16 protein-coding genes and 1 pseudogene are annotated in these 22196 nt (G+C 72.1%); 8 read left to right on the top strand and 9 right to left on the bottom strand.

Translation table 11 applies throughout. From position 1 onward, the window contains the following. Positions 1-427: 427 nt before the first annotated feature. The 8 genes and pseudogenes from OH807_RS23755 (at position 428) to OH807_RS23720 (ending at position 12012) form a co-directional block, all read left to right on the top strand. Positions 428-4588: an amino acid adenylation domain-containing protein gene (locus OH807_RS23755; RefSeq protein ID WP_406202270.1), complete on the top strand. Its 4161-nt coding sequence runs from the start codon at positions 428-430 to the stop codon at positions 4586-4588. Between the two features lie 58 nt (positions 4589-4646). Continuing rightward, the gene (gene epsC, locus OH807_RS23750) at positions 4647-5255 is read left to right on the top strand and encodes a serine O-acetyltransferase EpsC (RefSeq protein ID WP_406202268.1); all 609 of its coding nucleotides are present in this window, start codon (positions 4647-4649) and stop codon (positions 5253-5255) included. Positions 5256-5322: 67 nt separating this feature from the next. After that, positions 5323-6207: pseudogene (locus OH807_RS23745) on the top strand (acetyl-CoA carboxylase biotin carboxylase subunit family protein); the annotation flags it as partial. Between the two features lie 57 nt (positions 6208-6264). After that, positions 6265-7563: a pyridoxal-phosphate dependent enzyme gene (locus OH807_RS23740; RefSeq protein ID WP_406211146.1), complete on the top strand. Its 1299-nt coding sequence runs from the start codon at positions 6265-6267 to the stop codon at positions 7561-7563. Further along, positions 7560-8888, top strand: a complete 1329-nt coding sequence (locus OH807_RS23735) for an ATP-grasp domain-containing protein (protein ID WP_406202266.1) — start codon at positions 7560-7562, stop codon at positions 8886-8888. Before OH807_RS23740 ends, OH807_RS23735 begins: the two co-directional genes overlap by 4 nt. A gap of 76 nt (positions 8889-8964) precedes the next feature. Beyond that, entirely contained in the window at positions 8965-10221 is a 1257-nt protein-coding gene (locus OH807_RS23730) for an ATP-grasp domain-containing protein (protein WP_406202264.1), read from the top strand. A gap of 8 nt (positions 10222-10229) precedes the next feature. Further along, positions 10230-11495 carry an MFS transporter gene (locus tag OH807_RS23725; RefSeq protein ID WP_406202262.1) on the top strand — a complete coding sequence of 422 codons (1266 nt, stop codon included), beginning with the start codon at positions 10230-10232 and terminating at the stop codon, positions 11493-11495. 61 nt (positions 11496-11556) lie between these two features. Beyond that, complete coding sequence (locus OH807_RS23720) at positions 11557-12012, top strand: cupin domain-containing protein (protein ID WP_406202260.1); 456 nt, start codon at positions 11557-11559, stop codon at positions 12010-12012. A gap of 76 nt (positions 12013-12088) precedes the next feature. Here OH807_RS23720 and OH807_RS23715 read toward each other — a convergent pair whose 3' ends face one another. The 9 genes from OH807_RS23715 to OH807_RS23675 all read right to left on the bottom strand — a co-directional run bounded on the left by OH807_RS23715 (position 12089) and on the right by OH807_RS23675 (position 21898). Beyond that, positions 12089-12634 (bottom strand): nucleoside deaminase, encoded by a 546-nt coding sequence (locus OH807_RS23715; protein ID WP_406202258.1) that lies wholly within the window; start codon positions 12632-12634, stop codon positions 12089-12091. A gap of 29 nt (positions 12635-12663) precedes the next feature. Next, positions 12664-13500, bottom strand: a complete 837-nt coding sequence (locus OH807_RS23710; protein ID WP_406202256.1) for an LLM class flavin-dependent oxidoreductase — start codon at positions 13498-13500, stop codon at positions 12664-12666. A 224-nt stretch (positions 13501-13724) separates the two neighbouring features. Continuing rightward, positions 13725-15014, bottom strand: coding sequence for a geranylgeranyl reductase family protein (locus OH807_RS23705; RefSeq protein ID WP_406211144.1), 1290 nt, complete (start codon positions 15012-15014; stop codon positions 13725-13727). A gap of 234 nt (positions 15015-15248) precedes the next feature. Then, positions 15249-15944 carry a demethylmenaquinone methyltransferase gene (locus OH807_RS23700; RefSeq protein WP_406202254.1) on the bottom strand — a complete coding sequence of 232 codons (696 nt, stop codon included), beginning with the start codon at positions 15942-15944 and terminating at the stop codon, positions 15249-15251. 172 nt (positions 15945-16116) lie between these two features. Beyond that, positions 16117-16704, bottom strand: a complete 588-nt coding sequence (locus tag OH807_RS23695) for a hypothetical protein (RefSeq protein WP_406202252.1) — start codon at positions 16702-16704, stop codon at positions 16117-16119. Between the two features lie 230 nt (positions 16705-16934). Further along, positions 16935-17636, bottom strand: coding sequence for a hypothetical protein (locus OH807_RS23690; protein ID WP_406202250.1), 702 nt, complete (start codon positions 17634-17636; stop codon positions 16935-16937). Positions 17637-17648: 12 nt separating this feature from the next. Continuing rightward, a complete protein-coding gene (mqnC, locus tag OH807_RS23685) occupies positions 17649-18872 on the bottom strand; it encodes a cyclic dehypoxanthinyl futalosine synthase (RefSeq protein ID WP_406202248.1) in 1224 nt (407 codons plus the stop codon). A gap of 201 nt (positions 18873-19073) precedes the next feature. After that, positions 19074-20810 carry a serine/threonine-protein kinase gene (locus tag OH807_RS23680; protein ID WP_406202246.1) on the bottom strand — a complete coding sequence of 579 codons (1737 nt, stop codon included), beginning with the start codon at positions 20808-20810 and terminating at the stop codon, positions 19074-19076. Between the two features lie 182 nt (positions 20811-20992). Then, entirely contained in the window at positions 20993-21898 is a 906-nt protein-coding gene (locus tag OH807_RS23675; protein ID WP_406202244.1) for a menaquinone biosynthetic enzyme MqnA/MqnD family protein, read from the bottom strand. Between the last annotated feature and the right edge of the window lie 298 nt (positions 21899-22196).

The following is a 22196-nucleotide window of genomic DNA, read 5'->3' as shown; positions in this document are numbered from 1 at the left end:
CCGATACTTCATGGCCGCGCCGTTACCAGGCCGGCTATTCGAAGGCAAGCGACCGGCGGGATGGGGGGAGGCGTGAAGGTGTGTCTGCAAGATAGATCAGAGGGTCACCGAAACCTCTGTCGCCGATGTACTGAGGCTGCCTGAGCCCCAGTAGGACACCATGCGGCCGTGAAGTCCCTTGAGGACACAGGCCGTTCATGTAGATGTCGTACGAGTCCTACCGGCTCCACATAAAAGCCTGAATACCATCATGTTGTCCTGTCCCCCCATGCCTATTTCCAGGGGTGCGTCACTCGACAACAAATGGTCTATTGTGGCCGAGGTCTTTGACATGCCTTTGACATCGGCTATACGAGCATGAACCCTTACCGGCGATGCGCTCGAAAATGACTAATTCGAGGTTCGAGGGATTATGGCGAAATTAACGGTGCCCGATGAATTGGTACTGCCGGACATGCTGCGCGCGGCCACAGTTGTCCAGCCCGACCGGACTGCTGTCTCGTGCGGCAATCAGCGACTGACTTTTCGGCAGCTCGACGAGCGCAGTGAGGACATAGCCGGCCTCCTGCGGCAGCTCGGCGTGACGCTGGACGAGCCGGTCGGCATTTTCATGGAGCCGTCCGTCGACCTCATGGCGAGCGTCTGGGGCGTCCTGTACGCGGGCGCCGCCTACCTGCCGTTGTCGCCGGAGTACCCGGACGAGCGCGTGCGCTACATGGTGGTCGACTCGCAGGCCAAGGTCATCCTGGCCGACGAGTCCCTGGCCGCGCGTCTGGCCACGATGACGCCTCCGCAGACGCGGATCGTCACACTGGCCCAGGCCCGCGCGCATCGCGACGCCACGTCGGGCACCCCGTCCGGCCCCACTCCGAACGCCACGCCGGACGCCACCTCGGACGCCACCGCCGCCCCTGCAACCCGGCCCACCGCCCAGGACCTCAGCCAGGACCTCACCCAAGACCCCGCCCAGACCCCCGAGCACACCCCTGCCCGCGTCCGGGGGAACCACCTCGCCTACGTCATCTACACCTCCGGGAGCACCGGCAACCCGAAGGGCATCGGCGTCGAGCACCACAGCATCGTCAGCCAGATGCACTGGCTCGCCGACGAGCACGGCCTGGACGCGACCAGGACGGTGCTGCAGAAGACACCGCTGAGCTTCGACGCGGCCCAGTGGGAGATCCTCGCGCCGGCCTGCGGCAGCAGCGTGGTGATGAGCGAGCGGGGCGTCTACGCCGACCCCAGCGGTCTGCTCGACCTCATCGCCGCGCACCGGGTGACCACCCTCCAGGGTGTGCCGACCCTGCTTCAGGCACTCGTCGACAGCGGCCGGCTGTCGGACTGCACCTCGCTCACCCAGGTGTTCAGCGGCGGCGAGGCGCTCACCAAGAGTCTGGCCATCGAGCTGCTCGACGCGTTGCCGGACGGTGAACTGATCAACCTGTACGGCCCGAGCGAGTGCACGATCAACTCGTCCTCCCTCACCGTCGACCGGGACACCGTCCAGCAGGGGCCGGACCACGTGTCCATCGGCCGGCCGGTGCGGGGCATGAGCTTCCACATCCTCGACGAGACCAGGAAGCCGGTCGTGCCGGGCGAGTCGGGCGAGCTCTGGATCGCCGGCCACCAGGTCGCCCGCGGCTACCTGAACCGCCCCGACCTGACGGCCGACCGGTTCATCACCAACCCGTTCTCCGACGACCCCGGGTACGACCGGCTCTACCGCAGCGGTGACCTGGCGCGCTGGAACGACGACGGCACCGTGCAGTTCCTCGGCCGGACCGACAGCCAGGTCAAGCTGCGCGGCTTCCGGGTCGAGCTGGACGAGATCAAGGTCGGCATCGAGAGCCAGGACTGGGTGAAGCGTGCCGCCGTCCTCGTCCGGGACGACCCGCGCTTCGGTGCCAACCTCATCGCGTTCATCGAGCTCGACCCCAACCAGGCCGCGCTGATGGACCAGGGCAACCACGGCGCCCACCACCAGTCGAAGCAGAGCAAGCTGCAGCTGCGGGCCCAGCTCGCCAATCTGGGGGTCCGCGAGGACGACGGCCTCCCGGTCGTCGAGCTGCCCGGCCGGACTCCCTCGGCGGAGCAGCGGCGCACCGTGTTCGCCCGCAAGACCTACCGCTTCTTCGAGGGCGGCGAGGTCACCAGGGACGACATCCTGGCCCTCGTCGCGCCGCCGGCCGACGGGCCGGCCGGGCCCCGGCAGCCGGACACCCTGACGCTGCCCGAACTCGGCACCCTGCTGAGGTACTTCGGCCAGTTCGCGAGTTCCGAGCGGCTGCTGCCGAAGTACGGGTACGCCTCGCCCGGGTCGCTGTACGCGACGCAGCTCTACCTGGAGCTGTCGGGCATCGCGGGCATCGAGCCCGGCTTCTACTACTACCAGCCGGTCGACCACCGGCTGTCGCTGATCGCTCCGGCAGCGGCCGGCGAGCCGCGACTGCGGGTGCACTTCGTGGGGCGCCGGTCGGCCATCGAGCCGGTCTACCGCAACAACATCCAGGAAGTCCTCCAGTTCGAGGCCGGCCACATGGTGGGCCTGTTCGACCAGGTGCTGCCCGCGTACGGGCTGCGGATCAACTCCAGGGCCGGGGTGCCGGAGGTCAAGGACCTCCTGCAGTGCCCGGAGGAGGACTACTACCTGGGCACCTACGAGGTGGAGTCCGCCGCCGCCCCGGCCGACTTCGGCCAGGTCGAGCTGTACGTGCAGGCCCACCCGGGCCGGGTCGCCGGCCTGCCCGCGGGCCAGTACCGCCACACCGGCGGCGAGCTGGTGCGGGTCTCCGACGAGCTGGTGCGCAAGCAGCACGTGATCGCCATCAACCAGGAGGTCTACCAGCGGTCGAGCTTCGGGATCAGCATGATCGGCGGCGCGGCGGAGCCGTGGCAGCGCTACACCGATCTCGGCCGTGAGCTGCAGCGCCTCCAGATGAACGACAACGGTCTGGGCCTGATGTCCTCGGGCTACAGCTCGGAGACCGGCAACAACCTGCCGTCGGCCCGCCGGATCGCGGAGATCGCCGGCCTCGGGCCGGAGGTGGCCTCCTACTTCGCCGTGGCCGGGCGGATCAGCGCTGAGCAGCTGCTCAGCGAGGGCATGAAGGAGGACTCGGTCCACATGCGCGGGCCGGCCGAGATCATCAAGGACGACCTCGCCGCGTCACTGCCGCCGTACATGGTGCCCAACCGGGTCACCGTGCTGGACGCCTTCCCGCTCACCCCGAACGGCAAGGTCGACCACCAGGCGCTGCGCGCCCTGGACGAGGCGTCCGTGGACGACACCGAGGCACCGGTCGTGCTGCCGCGGACGCCGACCGAAGAGGCGATCGCCACGCTGTGGCGCAAGGTCCTGAAGCGGGAGCGGGTCTCGATCCGGGACGAGTTCTTCGCCTCCGGCGGCCACTCGCTGACCGCGGTCAACCTGGTCAGCCGGATCAACCGGGAGCTCGGCAGCTCGCTGCCGCTCCAGGTGCTGTTCGAGGCGCCGACCATCGCCGACCTGGCCAGGCGCGTCGACCGGGAGCCGGCCACCGCGCTGTCCCGGCTGGTGCGGCTGCGCGGCGGCGAGGACGGCCGCCGGCCGAACTTCTGCTGGCCCGGGCTGGGCGGCTACCCGATGAGCCTGCGCCTGCTGGCCAGCAGGCTGGAGCAGGACCGGCCGTTCCTCGGCGTCCAGGCCTACGGCATCAACACCGGCGAGGTCGCGTACCCGACGTTCGACGAGATGGTCGCCCGGGACATCGAGCTGATCAAGCAGGTCCAGCCCGTGGGCCCGTACGTGCTGTGGGGCTACTCCTTCGGCGCCCGGGTCGCGTTCGAGGTGGCCTACCAGCTGGAGAGCGCCGGCGAGCAGGTCGAGGAGGTCGTCCTCATCGCGCCGGGCAAGCCGCCGGTGGAGGCCGGTCACAGCGGGGCCGGCGACACCGCGGTCAGCTTCGCGGACGCCACCTTCGTCTCGATCCTCTACTCGGTGTTCTCCGGGAACCTGGAGCAGTCGGCGGTCGACGACTGCATCGCCGCGACGGTCGACGAGGAGAGCTTCATCGACTTCGTCTGCGGCCGGTTCGAGCACCTGGACCGCGACCTGGTCCGCCGGATCGTCGACGTGGTGTGGCGGACGTTCCTCTTCGAGTACGCCCCCCACGAGCTGGCCGAGCGCAGCCTCAACGCCCCGGTCACGGTCTTCCGGGCCAGGGGGGACCAGGACTCCTTCATCGACTCCGGGCTGGTGTCGGCGAACACCCGGCCCGCGGTCGTCGAGCTGGAGGCCGACCACTACGGCCTGCTCCGCGCGGCCGGCATCGACGAACTCGTCACCGCTGTTCAGTCCGCACAACTCACCAGAAAGGTCACTCGCGTGCCGCACGTCAGCATCAAGCACTACCCGAACGACCTCGACGCCAACCAGATCTCCACCCTGGTCGAGGCGATCACCAGCGCGGTCCAGGCCGCCTTCTCGGTCGAGGAGGGCGCCGTGTCGATCGCCCTGGAACCGGTCGCCGAGGACGCCTGGAACGAGCGGGTGTACATCCCGGAGATCGTCGAAGGCACCGGGAACCTGGTCAAGGTTCCCAACTACTGATCCATCCGGCAGATCTGACGGAGCATCTGGTACCACGCCACCACCAACGGAGGACCGCATGCGTAGGACGATCGCCAGGGCGACGGAGGACCTCTCCATGATCGTCGCCCGGGACCCCTCGATCCGCACCCGTGCGGAGGCGCTGCTGCACCCCGCGCTTCCGGCGCTGTGGACGCACAGAGCGGCGCACGTCCTGCACCTTCGTGGACACCGTCAGATCGCCCGGATCCTGGCCTACCTGGCCCGCACCGCGACCGGCGGGATCGAGATCCACCCGGCGGCGCGGCTCGGCCGCCGGGTGTTCATCGACCACGGGGCCGCGGTGGTGATCGGCGAGACCGTCGAGATCGGCGACGACGTCACGATCTTCCACCAGGTCACGCTCGGCGCGGTGGGGTGGTGGCGGGACGAGCGGCGCAAGCCCGGTGCCCGCCGCCACCCGAAGGTCGGCAGCCGGGTGGTGATCGGCACCAACGCGATCGTCCTCGGTCCGGTCACCGTCGGCGACGACGCCCTGATCGGCGCCGGGTCGCTCGTCCTGGCCGATGTGCCGGCCGGGGCCCGGGTGATGGCCCCCGTGGCCGAGGTCGTGCCGCGGCCGTCGGCCGAGGATCGCGAGGACTCGGCGCAGTTGCTGCGTGCCCTGGCCACCTCCGGGTGCTGGTAGCGATCCGCCCCTCCCTGTACGTCGCAGCTCAAACCGGCCGCGTGCCGGCATGCCAACGGAGGCATAGATGATTCACGTCGGTGTCCTGGAGAGCAACCTCTCCGGTTCCGGGTTCGAAGGTCTGCAGATCATCAAGGAACTCGACTGCCGCGTCACCTTTTTCACCCGCGACCTGGACCGTTACCTGGAGGTACCGGGGGGCCCGGCCTACTTCGACAACTATGTCGACGAGATCGTCCACTGCGAGACGAACATCTTCGAGGAGCTCCTGCCGCACGTGGAGGCGGCCGGTGCCGAGCACCCCTTCGACGCCTTCCTGACACTGGCCGAGTACGACGTGGTCGTGGCCGCCGAGGTGGCCATCCACCTCGGGCTCCCGACGGTCAGCGTCGAGGGCGTCGCGGTGGCCCGCAACAAGGCGCTGATGCGCCGGCGCTGCGCCGAACTCGGCGTCGCGATGCCCGCGTTCCGCACGGTGCAGACCCCCGAGGAGGCCGCCGCGGCCGCCACGGAGATCGGCCTGCCCTGCGTGGTGAAGCCGGCCGACGAGACCAGCAGCGCGGACGTCCGGCTGGTGGAGACCGCGGAGCAGGCGGCCGAGCACGTCGCGCTGATCCGCTCCCGGATCGAGAACACCCGTGGTCAGAGCCGCTACCACGAGCTGATGGTCGAGGAGTTCATCACCGGCCCCGAGGTCAGCGTCGAGGTGCTGGCCGAGGGCGACCGCTTCGAGGTGCTCGGCGTCACCGACAAGTCGGTCACCGGCCAGGGCTACTTCGTGGAGCTGGGCCACAGCTTCCCGTCCAGCCTGCCCGAGTCCGTGGTCTCCGCGATCGGGGACCTCGCCGTGGAGTCGCTGCGCGCGGTCGGCTTCGACCTGGGCATGGCCCACGTCGAGATCAAGGTCACCCCGGACGGCCCCAAGCTCGTCGAGATCAACCCGCGCCCGGCCGGCGGCAAGATCACCTACCTGGTCGACCGGGCGCTCGGCATCCGCTCCCTGGAGCTGGTGACCAGGCAGTACCTCGGCCAGCCGCTGCCGGCCGAGGTCGTGCCGGCCACGCCGGTCGCCGGCGCCGCCATCCGCTACCTCACCGCGCCGGCCGGCCGGGTGGTGTCGGTCGGCGGGCAGGACCGCGCCGCCGCGCTGCCCGGCGTGGAGGAGGTCGTCGTCAAGCCGAAGCCGGGCGCCGTCCTGAACGAGGTGCGCCGCAACGGCGACCGCGCCGGTCACGTGCTGGTGATCGCCGAGACCGCCCAGCTCGCCCAGCGGACGGCGGAGGCCGCCGCGCGAGAGATCATCATCCGGACCGAGCCGGTCACCCGACGCCCGGTGGCGGAGTCGCTCGTCGAACTGATCGGCCGCACGCCGCTGCTGCGGCTGCCCACCGAGCGGATCCTGGACGGCGTGCCGGCCGACGCCACGGTGCTGGCGAAGCTGGAGCTGTTCAACCCGTGGTCCAGCAGCAAGGACCGCGCCGCCCTCGCGATGCTGCGCGGCGCCGAGGAGCGCGGCCTGCTCACCCCGGGCAGCGGCACCGTGATCGAGGCGACCTCGGGCAACACCGGGATCTCGCTGGCCGCACTGGCGGCGGCCCGCGGCTACCGCTGCGTCATCGTGCTGCCGGACAACGCGACCCCGGAGCGGGTGTCGAGCCTGCTCTCGCTCGGCGCCGAGGTGGTGCGGACGCCGCACACCGGCGGCTACCAGGCCGCGGTCGACAAGGCCGACGAGCTGCACCGCGCGACCCCCGGGTCGTGGTTCTGCTGCCAGCACGACAACGAGGACAACGCGCGGGCCCACTACGAGACGACCGGCCCGGAGATCTGGGACGACGCCGAGGGCCTGGTCGACGTCTTCGTCTGCGGGGTCGGCACCGGTGGCACGCTCAGCGGCGCGGGCCGGTACCTGCGCGAGCGCAACCCCGACGTCCGGATCGTGGCGGTGGAGCCGGCCGGCTCGCCGCTGCTCTCCGGCGGTGAGCCCGGTACGCACTGCATCCCCGGCTTCAACGGCGGCTTCATCGCGCCGACCACCGACCGGAGCCTCATCGACGAGGTGATCCCGGTCTCCGACGCCGACGCCCTGGAGACCACCCGGCGGCTCGCGCTGCGCGCCGGCCTCGTGGTCGGCGTCTCCTCCGGCGCCGTCGTGCACGCCTCCGGCGTGGTGGCGGCCCGTCCGGAGTTCCTGGGCAAGCGCATCGTGACGCTGCTGCCGGACACCGGCGAGCGCTACCTGAGCCTGCTGGGCCGCGAGGCCGCACCGGCCGCGGCGGCGGCCGGTGCCGACGGCGGTGCCCGTTGACCGCCGACCGCACCGGCCCGGCCTCCGACGCCGACGCCGCGCCCGACGCCGGCCCCGGACCGGACGCCACGGACGGCCGGCCCCGCCTGCTGATGGTGATGCCGTACCGCCAGTTCGTGCAGAAGGCCCAGGCCGAGGGGTTCTGGGTCGGCGCGATCTGGGACGCCACGCTGGAGTCCCCGGCCTACCTGGACGAGGTGCGCGAGCTCGCGGACTTCTTCGTGCTGACCGACTTCCAGGACGAGGAGCTGCTGCGCAGCACCATCCGGACGGCGGCGCAGGAGCAGCGGGCCTCGGTGGTCTACCACATCGGCCGCGAAGAGAGCATGGTCGCCGCCTACCAGGTGGCGGAGGAGCTGCACGTCGAGCTCAACCCGGCCTCGGCGGTCCGCTTCCTCGCCGACAAGCACGCCATGCGGGACCTCCTGGCGGAGCGCGGGCTCTCCCCGGTCTCCTTCGTGGCGGCGCCGACCCGGGGCGAAGTACCGGACGCGGTCCGGAAGATCGGCTACCCGGCGGTGGTCAAGCCGGCCGCGCTCGCCGGCAGCCGGGGCGTGTTCCTGTGGCAGGGCCCGGAGGACGAGGCGGTCTGGACCGGGCTGGTCGACGAGTACGACTACGACGGACCGTTCCTGGTCGAGGAGTACCTGCGCGGTCCCGAGTACAGCGTGGAGACGCTGAGCCAGGACGGCCGCCACCAGGTCGTCGGCATCACCGAGAAGGTGCTGGGCCCGCCGCCGCTGTTCGTGGAGGTCGGGCACGTCCACCCGGCGCCGCTGCCGGCGGACCGCGAGCGGGCGATCCGGGAGCTGACCACCGCCCTCCTCACGGCGTGCGGGTACCGGTTCGGCCCGGCGCACACCGAGGTGATCTGGACGCCGGACGGCCCGCGGATCGTCGAGTCGCAGGCGCGGCTGGGCGGCGACCGGATCCCGCGGCTGGTTCAGCTGGCCGGCGGTCTGGACATCGAGCAGGCGATCTTCGCCGGCATCGCGGGCACCGAGGCCGTGCTGCCCGCGCCGACGGCGACGGCGACGGTGCGGTTCTTCACCTTCCCGCCCGGCCGGGTCGACGAGGTCCGGGGGCTGGAGGCGGTGCGCGCGCTCGGCCACGTCGACGAGCTCAGCCTCAAGCTGCAGCCCGGTGACGTCGCGCCGGAGATCCGCGACTCCAAGAGCCGGCACGGGCACGTCATCGTCTCCGGCGCCACCCCCGAGGAGGCGCTGGCCCGCTGCGCGGAGGTGCTCTCCACGATCGAGGTCGTCATCGACGGAGTGCCCACCCGCGCGGACGGGCGGACCGGGGCGATCGGCACGCCCGCATGAGCGTCGTTCGCGTCGTCCCCCCTCACCGAAAGGCAGTGGCCATGCAGTGGTCCGAACCAGCAACCAGGAGGTCGCGATGACCACCCCCGACACGGACGCCCAGGTGGTGTTCGTCGGCTACAACGCGGCTTATCTGCGCGCGATCGACGGCAAGGTCCCCAGCGGGTCCGTCGTGGTGATCGAAGAGCCCGACATCATCCGCAAGCGCAACCTGTACGACGCCCCGGCGGGCTTCGACTGCCTGGACCGGATCGTCCCGGCCGGCTACCAGCAGTCGACCGAGGCGCTCGACCTGGCGGTCGAGCTGGCCTCCGCGCGGCCGGTGGCCGCCGTCGTCCCGGGCCTGGAGTACGCGGTGCCCGCGACGGCCGCGCTGGCCGCCAAGCTCGGGCTGCCGGGCGCGACCGAGTCGGCCGCGCAGGCGCTCCGCGACAAGGTCCGGCTGCGCGAGGTCGCCGGTGCCGGCGGTGTCCGAAACCCGCGCTGGCGGGAGGTGTTCGGGCCCGAGGACATCCTCGACTTCGCCGGGGACGGCCCGGTGGTGGTCAAGCCGGCCAACCGGCAGGCCAGCGTCGGCGTGCAGCTGCTGGACTCGGTCGACGCCGATTCCGCGGCCCTGGCGTGGGAGCGGACTTCGGGTGCCGCCGAGTACGAGCAGGTCCCCGACCGCGAGCTGGCCTGGCGCTTCCTCGCCGAGGAGCGCCTGCAGGGCCCCGAGTTCAGCGTCGAGGCGCTGGTCCGGGACGGCGAGGTGATCTTCGAGAACGTCACCGCCAAGACGGTGATCGCCGGCCCGTACCCGGTCGAGCTCGGTCACCTGCTGCCCGCCCCGCTCGACCAGGACACCCGGGCCGCGTTCCAGGACGCGATCCGGAAGCTGGTCTCCGCGACCGGGTTCGAAACGGGCATCCTGCACGCCGAGTGGATCCTGACCGACGCCGGCCCGACGCTGGTCGAGTGCGCGGGCCGCTGCCCCGGTGACTACCTGATCGACCTGGTCGACCTGGCGTACGACACCAGGATCCGGCTGACGCTGATCGACCTGCTGGCCGGGCGTCCGGTCGAGCTGCCCAGCTCGGCGCAGCGGACCTCGGCGATCCGGTTCCTGGCCGCCGAGGCGGGCACGGTGACCGAGGTCGCCGGGGTGGACACGGCGGCGGCGCTGCCCGGCGTCCACGCCGCGGAGGTCGACGTCACGGTCGGCCAGGAGGTCCGGGTCTGGGCGTCCTCCTGGGACCGCGCCGGGCACGTCATCGCGACCGGGCCGGATGCGGACAGCACGCGCCAGCGCGTCCTGGACGCGGACGCCGCCATCCGCATCACGACCGGCTGAGGAAAGACATGTCTGTTCTGTGGCAGCGCATCCGCGGACTGCGCGGGTCCATGCCCGGAGGTTCGGTCGGCTGGCGGCTGGCCGTCATGGCGACGATCAACGCCGTCGGCACCGGTGCCTTCCTGTCCGTCTCGGTGCCCTTCATCACCAAGTCGGTCGGCCTCTCGGAGGGCAACCTCGGGCTGGGGCTCACCCTGTCCGCCACGATCTCGCTCGGCACCGCGATCCCGATCGGGATCCTGGCCGACCGGATCGGTCCGAAGAAGGTCCTGGTCGGGGTCAGCCTCTGGCGCAGTGCGTGCTTCGTGGTCTACCCGTTCGTCCAGAACCTCTGGCAGTTCATGACGGTGGTCTGCGTCCTCGGCCTGGTCGACAAGGCGGCCGCACCGATGGAGCAGGCCCTGGTCGGGCAGGCGGTGTCGCCCGACGAGCGGATCAAGCTGATCGCGATCCTGCGGTCGATCCGCAACGTCGGGTTCACCGTGGGCGCCCTGCTGGGCGGCATCGGACTGTTGATCCATACCCGGGCGGGGTATACTGGCATCCTCCTGATCAACGCCACCACCCTGGCGGTGCTCGCGCTCCTGGCCTCCCGGCTGCCGGTGCTCAACAAGCCGGCGAACAGCCTGCGGCGGCGGTTCTCGATGGACGTGCTGCGGGACGGCTCGTTCCTGTCGTTCACCGGGATCAACGCGGTGCTGACGATGCACATGACGCTGCTCAGCATCGGCATCCCGCTCTGGATCACCAACCACACCGAGGTCTCGTCCGCGGTGATCTCCCCGCTGGTGGCGGTCAACACCGTGCTCGCGGTCGCCCTCCAGGTGAAGGCCAGCAAGGGCACGGAGACCATCCCCGGTGCGGCCAAGGCACTGGTCCGGGCCGGCTTCTCACTCGCCGTCTGCTGCCTGCTGCTGATCGCGGCACCGAGCCTGCCCGTCGTCCTGGCGATCGGCGTCCTGCTCCTCGCCATGGTCGCGCTGACCGGCGGCGAGCTCTGGCAGTCCGCCGGCGGCTGGGGCGCGTCCTACCTGCTCGCGGTGCCCGGCCAGGAGGGCGTCTACCTGTCGGTCTTCTGGCTCGGCCTCGCCATCCAGCAGATCGCCGCGCCGATCCTGGTCAGCCTGGTCGTCACCACCGGCGCCGTCGGCTGGATCGTGCTGGCCGCCCTCTTCGCCGCCTGCGGCCTGGCCGCACCCGCCATCGGCCGCTGGGCGCAGGCCCAGGCGGACAGCCGGGCCCCGCAGGAACCGAGCCTGGCCGAGGCCAAGTAACCACTCGAACATGCCGACCCGTCAGCCCGGGCGGTACTTGTGAAACACACTGAGGAGAGACATGTCCATTCCCCTGTACGTCCCGGCCGGCGGTGGCGAGTTCGCCAGCATTCGTGACGGCAAGAAGAAGACCTACTTCAAGCTCACCACCGAGCAGTCCAACGGTGAGTTCGGCTTCTTCGAGCACCACATGGCCCCCGAGGCCAACGGCGCCTCCCCGCACATCCACGACCAGTCGACCGAGATGTTCTACGTGGTCAAGGGCGAGATCGAGTTCACCATCGGTGACGAGAAGATCGTCGGCGAGCCGGGTGCCTTCGCCTACGTCCCCAAGGGCGCGCCGCACGGCTTCACCAACCACGGTGACACGGACGCCACCCTGCTGATCATGTTCTACCCGATCTTCAGCCGCGAGGACTACTTCCGTGGCCTGGAGCGCCTCACGGCCAACGGCCGCAACCCCAGCATGGAGGAGCTGCAGGAGCACATGGCGAAGTACGACCAGCGCATGGTCTGATCCACACTTCGCCCCAACGGGCCCGGGCCCGGCAGCGTCTCCGCTGCCAGGCCCGGGCCCTTCGGTCTGCCGGCGGTCAGCCGGCGACGTCGACCTTGCGGAACTTCCGCTGAAGCTCACGGACCTCGTCGGCGAGCCCGGGGACCGGGCCGGCCACGGCCAGGCCGGGGACGATGTCCCGGATGGCCAGCGGGTTCAGCGGCGAGGTGATCGGCAGGCCCCACTCGGTCAGCCAGCCGCGGTACTGCTCGGTCGAGCTCACGTACACGATCCGGCCGAGCCCGGCCCAGCCGTGCGCGGCCGCGCACATCGGGCAGTGCTCGCCCGAGGTGTAGACGGTCGCCGCGGCCCGCTCCTCGGGGCCGAGGTTGATCGCGGCCCAGCGGGCGAGCTCGAACTCGGGGTGCCGGGTCGGGTCGCCCGCGGTGGACTCGCGGTTGCGGTCCTCCGCGAGCACCTTGCCGTCGGCGCCGACGAGCACGGAACCGAACGGCCAGTCGCCGGCCGCCACCGCCTCGGCGGCCAGTTCCACGCAGCGGCGCAGGTGGGGGAGGTCGGCCTCGCGGACGGCGGCGGCGCCGTCGGTGGCGGTCCCGGAAAGGTCGTGGTCGTTGGAGGCCACTGGTACTCCGTCTCTGTGGGGGGTGTCGGCTAGGAGCGGTTCGCGGCGACGGCGGCCAGCGCCTGCCACGCCACCTCGGGCCGGAGGGTCTCGTTCGGGTCGCCGTTGTACGGGTCGAGCAGGACGGTCTCGGCGCCGAGCAGACGGAGCTGCTCGATGTCGTCGAGAATCTGCTCCAGGGTGCCTTCGCCGGCCCGGCGCTCGGGGTTCTCGACCGGATTGTCGGTCAGTCGGAGAATCATTCGCGGCGCCAATTCCGGCACCGGCTGCTGAAGTTCGGCCGAAATGGTCTTCAGACGCTCCAGCGTCTCCCGGAACCAGGGCATCGTGAACCGGAGCGGATGCCACGCCGAACCGAAGCGCACCGCCCGGCGCAATGCGGCATCGCTGTGGCCGCCGACCCAGAACGGAATCTGCCCGCACTGGTAGTCGTCCTCGTTCTCCCACGCCTCGCGCATCGTCCGGAGGTACTCGTCGGTCAGCGCGCCGCGCCGCTCGAAGGGCACGCCGAGCGCCTCGAACTCCTCCTTCGCCCACCCCGCGGCAACGCCCAGGATCAGCCGGCCGCCGCTGAGTTGGTGCAGGTTGGCGGCCATTCGGGCCATCAGCAGGGGGTGCCGGTAGGGCACGATGATGACGGTCGTGCCCAGCTGCACCCTGGTGGTGATGCCGGCCAGCCAGGAGAGCGTGGTGAAGGGCTCGTAAAAGGGCCCCGGATACTGTTTGGCGACATCCGGGGTGATCGCGACATGGTCGGAGACCATCAGCAGGTCGAAACCGAGACCTTCCACGGTTTTGGCCCAGCGTGCAAGGTTTTCCGGGTTGGTACCAGGTCCGAAGTTGGGAACATTCACACCTATCCGCATGGCGCAAGGCTAGCAACTGTTAACCGCCGACGGGTGGTTATCGCCAAGCCCGAATGACATTCCCCCGGATGCGTCACCAATGGGCCGTCAGTTCTCCGTCTTCCGTTCCCGCAACGCCGACCGCCCCGCCTCCCGGGCCGGTCCGGGAGGCGGGGCGGAAAGCGGGGCGGGGAGGCGGGGCAAGGTGCGCCGAGGCGCCGGCGCACGAGTGCGCCGACGGGCCGTCAGGCGTTCGGGGCGGCCTTCGCAAGGCCGTTGATGATGCGGTCCATCGCGTCGCCGCCCTGCGGGTCGGTCAGGTTGGCGAGCATCTTGAGGACGAACTTCATCAGGACCGGGTGGGTCAGGCCGCGCTGGGTGGCCAGCTGCATCACCTTGGGGTTGCCGATCAGCTTCACGAAGGCGCGGCCGAGCGTGTAGTAGCCGCCGTAGACGTCCTTCAGGATGCGCGGGTACGCCTGGAGGGCGCGCTCGCGGCCGGCCTCGGTGACCCGGGCATTGGCCTGCACGATGACACCGGCGGCGATCTGGCCGGATTCCATCGCGTAGGCGATGCCCTCGCCGTTGAACGGGTTGACCATGCCGCCGGCGTCGCCGACCAGCAGCAGGCCGCGGGTGTAGTGCGGCTGCCGGTTGAAGGCCATCGGCAGGGCGGCGCCGCGGATCGGGTCGGTCATGTTCTCGGGGGTGTAGCCCCACTCCTCCGGCATGCTCGCGCACCAGGCCTTGAGCACCTCGCGCCAGTCCAGCTCGCCGAAGGCGGGCGAGGAGTTGAGGATGCCGAGGCCGACGTTGGAGGTGCCGTCGCCCATGCCGAAGACCCAGCCGTAGCCGGGCAGCAGCTTGCGCTCGCTGCCGCGGGTGTCCCACAGCTCCAGCCAGGACTCCAGGTAGTCGTCGTCGTGGCGCGGCGAAGTGAAGTACGTCCGGTAGGCGACGCCCATCGGGCGGTCCTCGCGGCGGTGCAGCCCCATGGCGAGCGAGAGCCGGGTGGAGTTGCCGTCGGCGGCGACCACCAGCGGGGCGCGGAAGGTCACCGCCCGCTTCTCCTCGCCCAGCCGGGCGGTGACGCCGACGATCCGGCCGGTCCGGTCGTCCAGCACCGGGCCGCTGACGTTGCACCGCTCGTACAGCCGGGCGCCGGCCTTCTCGGCCTGACGGGCGAGCAGCTCGTCGAAGTCGGCGCGCTTGCGGACCAGGCCGTAGTCGGGGAAGGCGGACAGCTCGGGCCAGTCGAGCTCCAGCCGGACGCCGCCGCCGATGATCCGCAGGCCCTTGTTGTGCAGCCAGCCGTTGTCCGTGGAGACGTCGATGCCCATGTCGACCAGCTGCTTGGTGGCGCGCGGGGTCAGACCGTCGCCGCAGACCTTCTCGCGCGGGAACGCCGTCTTCTCCAGCAGCAACACGTCCAGCCCGGCCTGGGCGAGGTAGTACGCGGTGGCGGAGCCGGCCGGGCCCGCACCGACCACGATGACGTCCGCGGTGCTCTCCACGGGGCTGTCCGGCTTCGTCAGGTCGGCTGCGGTCTCGGACACGGTGGGCACTCTCCTGGAGCTGCGGCTGGGGGACGGCGGCTTTCCCCGGCAGTCTAGTTGCCGTCCCCGGGCCCGGATCCGACGGCGGCACCCCGTACGGGTGTCCGGCCGGACGCCCGGGCGGGCGCCGTCGGACACCCGGTCGAGCACCGAACCGGCGATCGGGCCCGCCCGACCGACCGGTCCGGGCCGAGCCGGACCGGCCCTCGGCCGTCAGGAGACCTTGTACGCCCGGTGCAGTGCGACGATCCCGCCGGTCAGGTTGCGCCAGGCGACCTTCGACCAGCCGGCCTCCTGGAGCTTCGCGGACAGCGCGGGCTGGTCCGGCCAGACCCGGATGGACTCGGCGAGGTAGACGTACGCGTCCGGGTTGCTGCTGACCGCGGTGGCCACCGGCGGCAGCGCGCGCATCAGGTACTCGGTGTAGACCGTGCGCAGCGGCGTCCAGGTCGGCGTGGAGAACTCGCAGATCACCAGCTTGCCGCCGGGCTTGGTGACCCGGTGCATCTCGCGCAGCGCGGCGTCGGTGTCGTGGACGTTGCGCAGCGCGAAGGAGATCGTCACCGAGTCGAAGGTGTCGTCGGCGAACGGCAGGTTGGTGGCGTCCCCGGCGGTGAGCGGCAGCTCGGGGTGGCGCCGCTTGCCCTCGGCGAGCATGCCCACCGAGAAGTCGCACGGGACGACCTGGGCCCCGGCCTCGGCGAAGGGCAGCGAGGAGGTGCCGGTACCGGCCCCGAGGTCGAGCACGAGGTCCCCCGGTCCGGCGGCCACCGCCTCGGCCACCGCCCGGCGCCAGGCACGGGCCTGGCCGAGGGAGATCACGTCGTTGGTGCGGTCGTACTTGGCCGCGACGTCGTCGAACATGGCGGCGACTTCGTGCGGCTGCTTGTCCAGAGAGGCTCGGGTCACGCCCCCATTGTTCACCCTGGCACCGGCTGCCCGGGCAACGGGGCACACCGAGCACCCGTCCGGGCCTCCCGCGCCCGCCCTGCGGCGCCTCCCGCCGCACCCCGCCCCCGGCGAGCCGCGGCGAGGGACCGGTCCGGGTCCGGTCCAGGATCAGCGCGGAACCGGTGCGGGATCAGTGCAGGCCGCGGCGGCCGCCCGAGCGGCGCTTGCGGCGCGAGCGCTTGCCCTGGGTTATCGCCGGCATGCCGTCCGGCAGCGCCCCCGCGGCGAGGGCGACGGTGGTGGCGATCCGCCCCTGGCCGCTCCGGATGGCGAGCGCCCGGCGGTGCCGGCCGATCCGCAGCACGCAGGCCAGGAAGAGCAGGGCGGCCAGCGGCACGCTGATCCGGGCCAGCCCGACGCCGACCGGCTGCGGGTAGGTGTCGCCGCAGATCCGGACGGCGCCCGCGTCGTCGGCGGCGTGCTCCAGGCAGATCGCGTCACCGACCCTGGTGCCGTCGGCCAGCGGCAGCGCGGCCGCGGTGTGCGACTGGCCCGCCGCCCGGTAGTTGACGGTGGAGTACGAACCACCGCCGGTGGGCAGCTGGGTGACGACGCCGTCCACTCTCACCGGGTGCGCGCCGATCCGGTCGGCCTGCTCGGCCTGGCGCCAACCGAGCAGGCACATGCCGACGGCCAGCACGGCGCTGAGCACGGCGGTGAGGTACCAGCCACGGCCCAACCGCGGGGAGCGCGGCGGGGGGACGGTCGCGGATCGCATGGTTCCTGTCCTGGCTTGCCTTCGGGGCCGGGGACGGGCCCCGCCGCCCGGGGGGACGGACGGTATGTGGTGAGGGTACGGAGTGAGCTGTCCGGGATCGTATCCGCTGGCGGGCCCTCAGGTCACGGCGAAGGGTGAATCAGACGATATGGCCGGAACCGCAGTTCGGCGGTACACGGAGGAACTGCCTTGCACCGCCCGGCAGTCCGGCTACCCGCAGGTAGCGGGGGTCAGCGCCGCCGGTGGACCAGCCGGCCGGCCAGGACGGTGGCCAGCGAGCCACCGGGCCGCGGGGCGGGGTGCCCGGCGGGGGCGGCGGCCTCGGCTCCGGCGGCCGGGAGCGGCGCGAAGACCGCGAAGTCGGCCGGGCCGCCGACGGTCAGCCGGCCGTGCACCGCCGCCGCGAGCGGCCGCACGGCGAGCGGGTCCAGCGGGCCCGCCGCCCCCACCGCACCGGGTACGCCGGACGCACAGGACTCACAGGCCGCACCGGACGGGCCGGGCAGCGCGGTCAGCCCCGAACGGGTCACCGCCGTCCGCACCGCGGCGCGTTCGAACGGCCCGGCCACCGCGGTCACCCCGAAGCCGAGCATCCGCTGCAGGCCGCGGCGGGCACTCGCACCGCACCGCGTCGCGTCGTCCGCGGCGGACAGGCCGCCGGGCACCGGCGCGTCCCCGATCTCCTCGCGCGGATCCGGGTGGTAGGCGTGCTCCAGCAGCCAGTGCCCGGCCGGGTTGAGCAGGCCGGGCGTGAGCAGCGCCTCGCCCCAGTCCCGCAGCCGCGCCTCCGGGTGGCCGGCGGCCTGCTCGGCGTACCGGCCGAGGGCCGCGATCCGCCCGTCGCGCACCAGCACCGCCCCGTCGGCGAGCGACGGGGCGGTGGGATCGGCGGGGTCGGGCAGCAGCAGGGCCGCCCGGTGCAGGGTCAACACCTCGGCGGGGCCTCAGGCGTTGTCGAGGATCTTCAGCTCGGGGTGCGCGGTGCCGCCCTCGATCGCCGTGGAGGCGATGTGCGAGGCGACCCGCGGGTCGACCGGGTCGTTGGCCGGGTCGTCCAGCACCCGCAGGTGCTCGTAGGTGGTCGCGCGCTGGGCCGGGACGCGGTCGGCGGCCCGGATCAGGTGGATCAGCTCGGTCAGGTTGGAGCGGTGCTTGGCACCCGCCGCCGAGACCACGTTCTCCTCCAGCATGACCGAGCCCAGGTCGTCCGCTCCGTAGTGCAGCGACAGCTGGCCGGCCTCCTTGCCGGTGGTCAGCCAGGAGCCCTGGATGTGCGCGACGTTGTCGAGGAAGAGCCGGGCGATGGCGATCATCCGCAGGTACTCGAAGACGGTCGCCTGGGTCGAGCCCTGGAGCTTGTTGTTCTGCGGCTGGTAGGTGTACGGGATGAAGGCCCGGAAGCCGCCGGTGCGGTCCTGCACGTCGCGGATCATCCGCAGGTGCTCGATCCGCTCGGCGTTGGTCTCGCCGGTGCCCATCAGCATGGTGGAGGTGGACTCCACACCGAGGCCGTGGGCCGTCTCCATGATCTCCAGCCAGCGCTCGCCGGACTCCTTGAGCGGGGCGATCGCCTTGCGCGGCCGCTCCGGCAGCAGCTCGGCGCCGGCACCGGCGAAGGAGTCCAGGCCGGCGCGGTGGATGCGGGTGATGGCCTCCTCGACCGACACCTTGGAGATCCGCGCCATGTGGTCGACCTCGGAGGCGCCGAGCGAGTGGATCACCAGCTGCGGGAAGTCCGCCTTGATCGCCGAGAACGCGCGCTCGTAGTACTCCACGCCGTAGTCCGGGTGGTGCCCGCCCTGGAACATGATCTGGGTGCCGCCCAGCTCGACCGTCTCCGCGCAGCGGCGCAGGATCTCGTCGAGGTCGCGGGACCAGCCCTTGTCGCTCTTCGGCGCCACGTAGAAGGCGCAGAACTTGCACGCCGTCACACAGACGTTCGTGTAGTTGATGTTGCGCTCGATGATGTACGTCGCGATGTGCTCGGTGCCGGCGTAGCGGCGGCGGCGCACCGCGTCGGCCGCCGAGCCGAGCGCGTGCAGCGGCGCCGAGCGGTACAGCTCCAGCGCCTCCTCCGGGGTGATCCGGCCGCCGGCGGCGGCCCGGTCGAGCACGGCCTGCAGGTCGGTGCTGGGCGCATCGAGGGTGGTCGCTGCGAGCTCGGACACCTGGCGGCCTTCTCTCTCTCGGGTACTGCTGCGTGGTTCGGTGCTTCCGGGTGCTTCCGGGTACGGCCGAACCAGCCTACGCCAGGGCATTCCGGCCGCCGCGTCAGCCCGCTGCCTGCCCGCGTCGGCCCGTTGTTCGGGCCGCGCCGGGCCGTCGCCGCGGGCCGGCCGGGGCCGCCCCCGCCCGCGGCGGACCAGGGGTCAGCCCGTCGACCGGTGCAGCGTGCCGGACGGGTTCCCGGCGGGCGGGTCGGCGGAGGTGAAGAGGATCGTGCCGTCCTTCCGCAGCGTCAGCGTCTCCGCGTTGGAGCCGCCGGTGCACGCGCCGGGCAGGGAGGAGCGCGTCAGCCGGGAGGTGAGGACGAGCTTCTCCGGGGAGGCCGAGTCGAGCCGCCACGCGCCCTCGCAGCTGATGGAGAGCAGGCCGGTGACTTCGTTCCGGCTGGTGACGCCGTCCTGGCCGATCGCCGCCGGGCCGATCACCAGCGTGGTCGTCCCGCCGGGGAGCCCCTTCTCGGTGGTCATGTCCCCGCGCCAGGTGCCGAGGAAGGCGGCCGGGACGGCGCTCGGGCCGGTCGCGCCGCCGGGCGGCGGCGCCGGGCTGCCGGTCGTGGTGGTCGTCGTGGTGGACGTGGACGTGGTGGAGGACGCGGTGACCGACCAGCTGAACGAGGCGCTGACGCTGCTCGTCGCCGACGGCAGGACTTCGGGAGAGCCCTGGCCGCCGCCGAGGCTGCGGTAGACGGCGTACCCGACAGCCGGAAGCACCACCACGGCCATCACCGCGGCGGCGACCGCGGTGCGGCTCCGGCGCCCGGCCGGCGCGGGCACCGCCTCGGTCGGGGTCCGGTCCCGCGGCTCGCGGTCCGCCGGCACCCGGTCCGCCGGGCTCTCCTCCGCCGGACCGCCGTACGGTCCGGCCCCCGGTCTGCCGGCTCCGGCGGCACCGACCGCACCGACCGCACCGACCGCGCCGACCGCGCCGGACGGACGACCCTGTGCCGGACGACCCTGCGCCGGACGGTCCTCGGGCTCGCCCTCCAGGTCCAGCAGCCCGACGGCACTGCGGCCGACCGCCGCCGCCAGCGCGGGCGGCAGCCAGCCGCCCCGCCCGAGCCGGACGGTGGCCGCGCCGTCGCCGTCCAGCAGGTCCCGCAGCCGGTGCGGGGCCGGGCGGGCCGCCGGGTCCTTGGCCAGGCAGGCGAGCACGATCGGGCGGAGCGGGCCGGTCAGCCGGGCGAGGTCCGGCTCCTCGTGCAGCACCCGGTAGAGCAGCACCGCCACGCTCACCGCCTCGCCGAACGGGTGCACCCCGGTGGCCGCGAAGGCCAGCACGGCCCCGAGCGAGAAGACGTCGCTCGGCGGGCCGGCGGGCAGCCCGTTCGCCTGCTCCGGCGACATGAAGCCCGGCGAGCCGACCACGTAGCCGGACTGCGTGACCCCACTGGTCGCGTCCAGCGCCCGGGCGATGCCGAAGTCGATCAGCCGCGGCCCGTCCAGGGTGAGCAGCACGTTGGACGGCTTGACGTCGCGGTGCACCAGGCCGAGCCCGTGCACGTGGTCCAGCGCCTCGGCCAGCCCGACGCCGAGGGTCCGGACGGCGGCCTCGGGCAGCGGGCCGAAGTCCTGGACGGCGCTGCCGAGTGCGGGGCCGGCCACATAGCCGGTGGCCACCCAGGGGTGCTCGCCCTCGGTGTCCGCGTCCAGCACCGGGGCCGTCCAGGCGCCGCCGACCAGCCGGGCCGCGGCGACCTCCTGGCGGAACCGGGCCCGGAACTCGGCGTCCTCGGCCAGTTCGCCGCGGACCACCTTGACCGCCACCGTGCGCCCGCCGGCCGTCCGGCCGAGGTAGACCCGGCCCATCCCGCCCGCGCCGAGCCGCCGCAGCAGCCGGTACCCGCCCACCTGGCGCGGGTCGTCCGCCCCCAGTGCCTGCATCCCGCACGCTCCCCTCGCCCCGCTCGGCACCGGTGGTCCCGCCGGTGACGTCGCGTGCCGACGCTACCGGCGGCAGCGGAGCGAAGCGAAGGGGACGGCGGGTCGGGGCCGCTGCCCCGCACCGCCGTCCCCTTCTTCTGTCCGGTTCTTCCGTCCGGCCCGTTCCGCTGTCCCGCCCGGGCTCAGGCCACCACGGGGGCGGGCACGCGCTCCAGCAGCCGGACCTCGACGTCGGGCGCGAAGCCGCTGTCGTGGGCGACCCGGCGGGCGAACTCCGCGACGCCGGCCAGCTGCCGCTCGCCGAGCGAGAAGTCCAGCGCCTCGCTGAAGTACCGCTCCAGCACCCCGGCGTCGAAGGCCTCCCAGCGGGCCGCGTGCTCGGCCACCTCGTGGGCCTCCACGAGCGAGAGGTCGCGGGACTCCAGGAAGGCCCGGTGCACCGCCGCCGTCAGCTCGGGGCTGCGGGCGGCGAAGTCGCGGCGGGCGGCCCAGACGGCGAAGACGAAGGGCAGCCCGGTCCACTCCTTCCACATCTCGCCGAGGTCGTGGACGGCCAGCCCCTTCGCGGCGGCCTGGCCGAGGTACGCGCGCAGCGCCGGGTCACCGATCAGCACGGCGGCGTCGGCCTCGGCGAGCATCGCGTCCAGGTCGGGCGGGCAGCTGAAGTACTCCGGCCGCACGCCCTCGCGCTCCTCCAGCAGCAGCCGGGCGAGCCGCACCGACGTCCGGCTGGTGGAGCCGAGCGCGACCCTGCGGCCGTCCAGCTCGGCCAGCGGCACCTTGCTGACGATCACGCAGGACATCACCGGGCCGTCGCTGCCGACGGCGATGTCGGGCAGGACGAGCAGCTCGTCCGCGTGCCGGAGGTACTCGACGCAGGTGATCGGGCCGATGTCGAGCGAACCGTCGACCAGTTGGTCGCTGAGCTTCTCCGGGGTGTCCTTGGTGAGGTCGAGGTCGAGCAGGTTGCCGGTCCTGGCCAGACCCCAGTAGAGGGGCACACAGTTCAGGAACTGAATATGCCCGACCCGCGGCCTGACCGGGGTGTTCTCCTGGGGCTCCTGCGTTTCCGCATCCGGTACCGCCACTGCGCCGCTCCCTTGCTGTTCGTGCGCTTCCCCGCAGGGTATGCCCGCCGTTCCGGAAGGCCCGCACCGGCCTTACGACACGCCCTGTCCGGCCCTCAAGTCACCCCTGGTCGTCACAGCAGCCGCATGCTAGCGTTGCCCTCAGTTGCAGTTTGATTCCCCTTGCAGTACTTGAAGCCTGCGGAGCATGTAACCGCAGGCTTTTTGTAGTTTTTCAGCAATATCGAAAAACTCCGGACCCGTCCGGAGGCAGGGCGATCAGCGCAGCGGACCGGGTGCCACACGGTGTGGTCCCCAA

Source organism: Kitasatospora sp. NBC_01560 (genome assembly GCF_045208415.1).
Classification (GTDB): Bacteria; Actinomycetota; Actinomycetes; order Streptomycetales; family Streptomycetaceae; genus Kitasatospora.
This window is presented reverse-complemented; position numbering and strand designations above follow the sequence as displayed.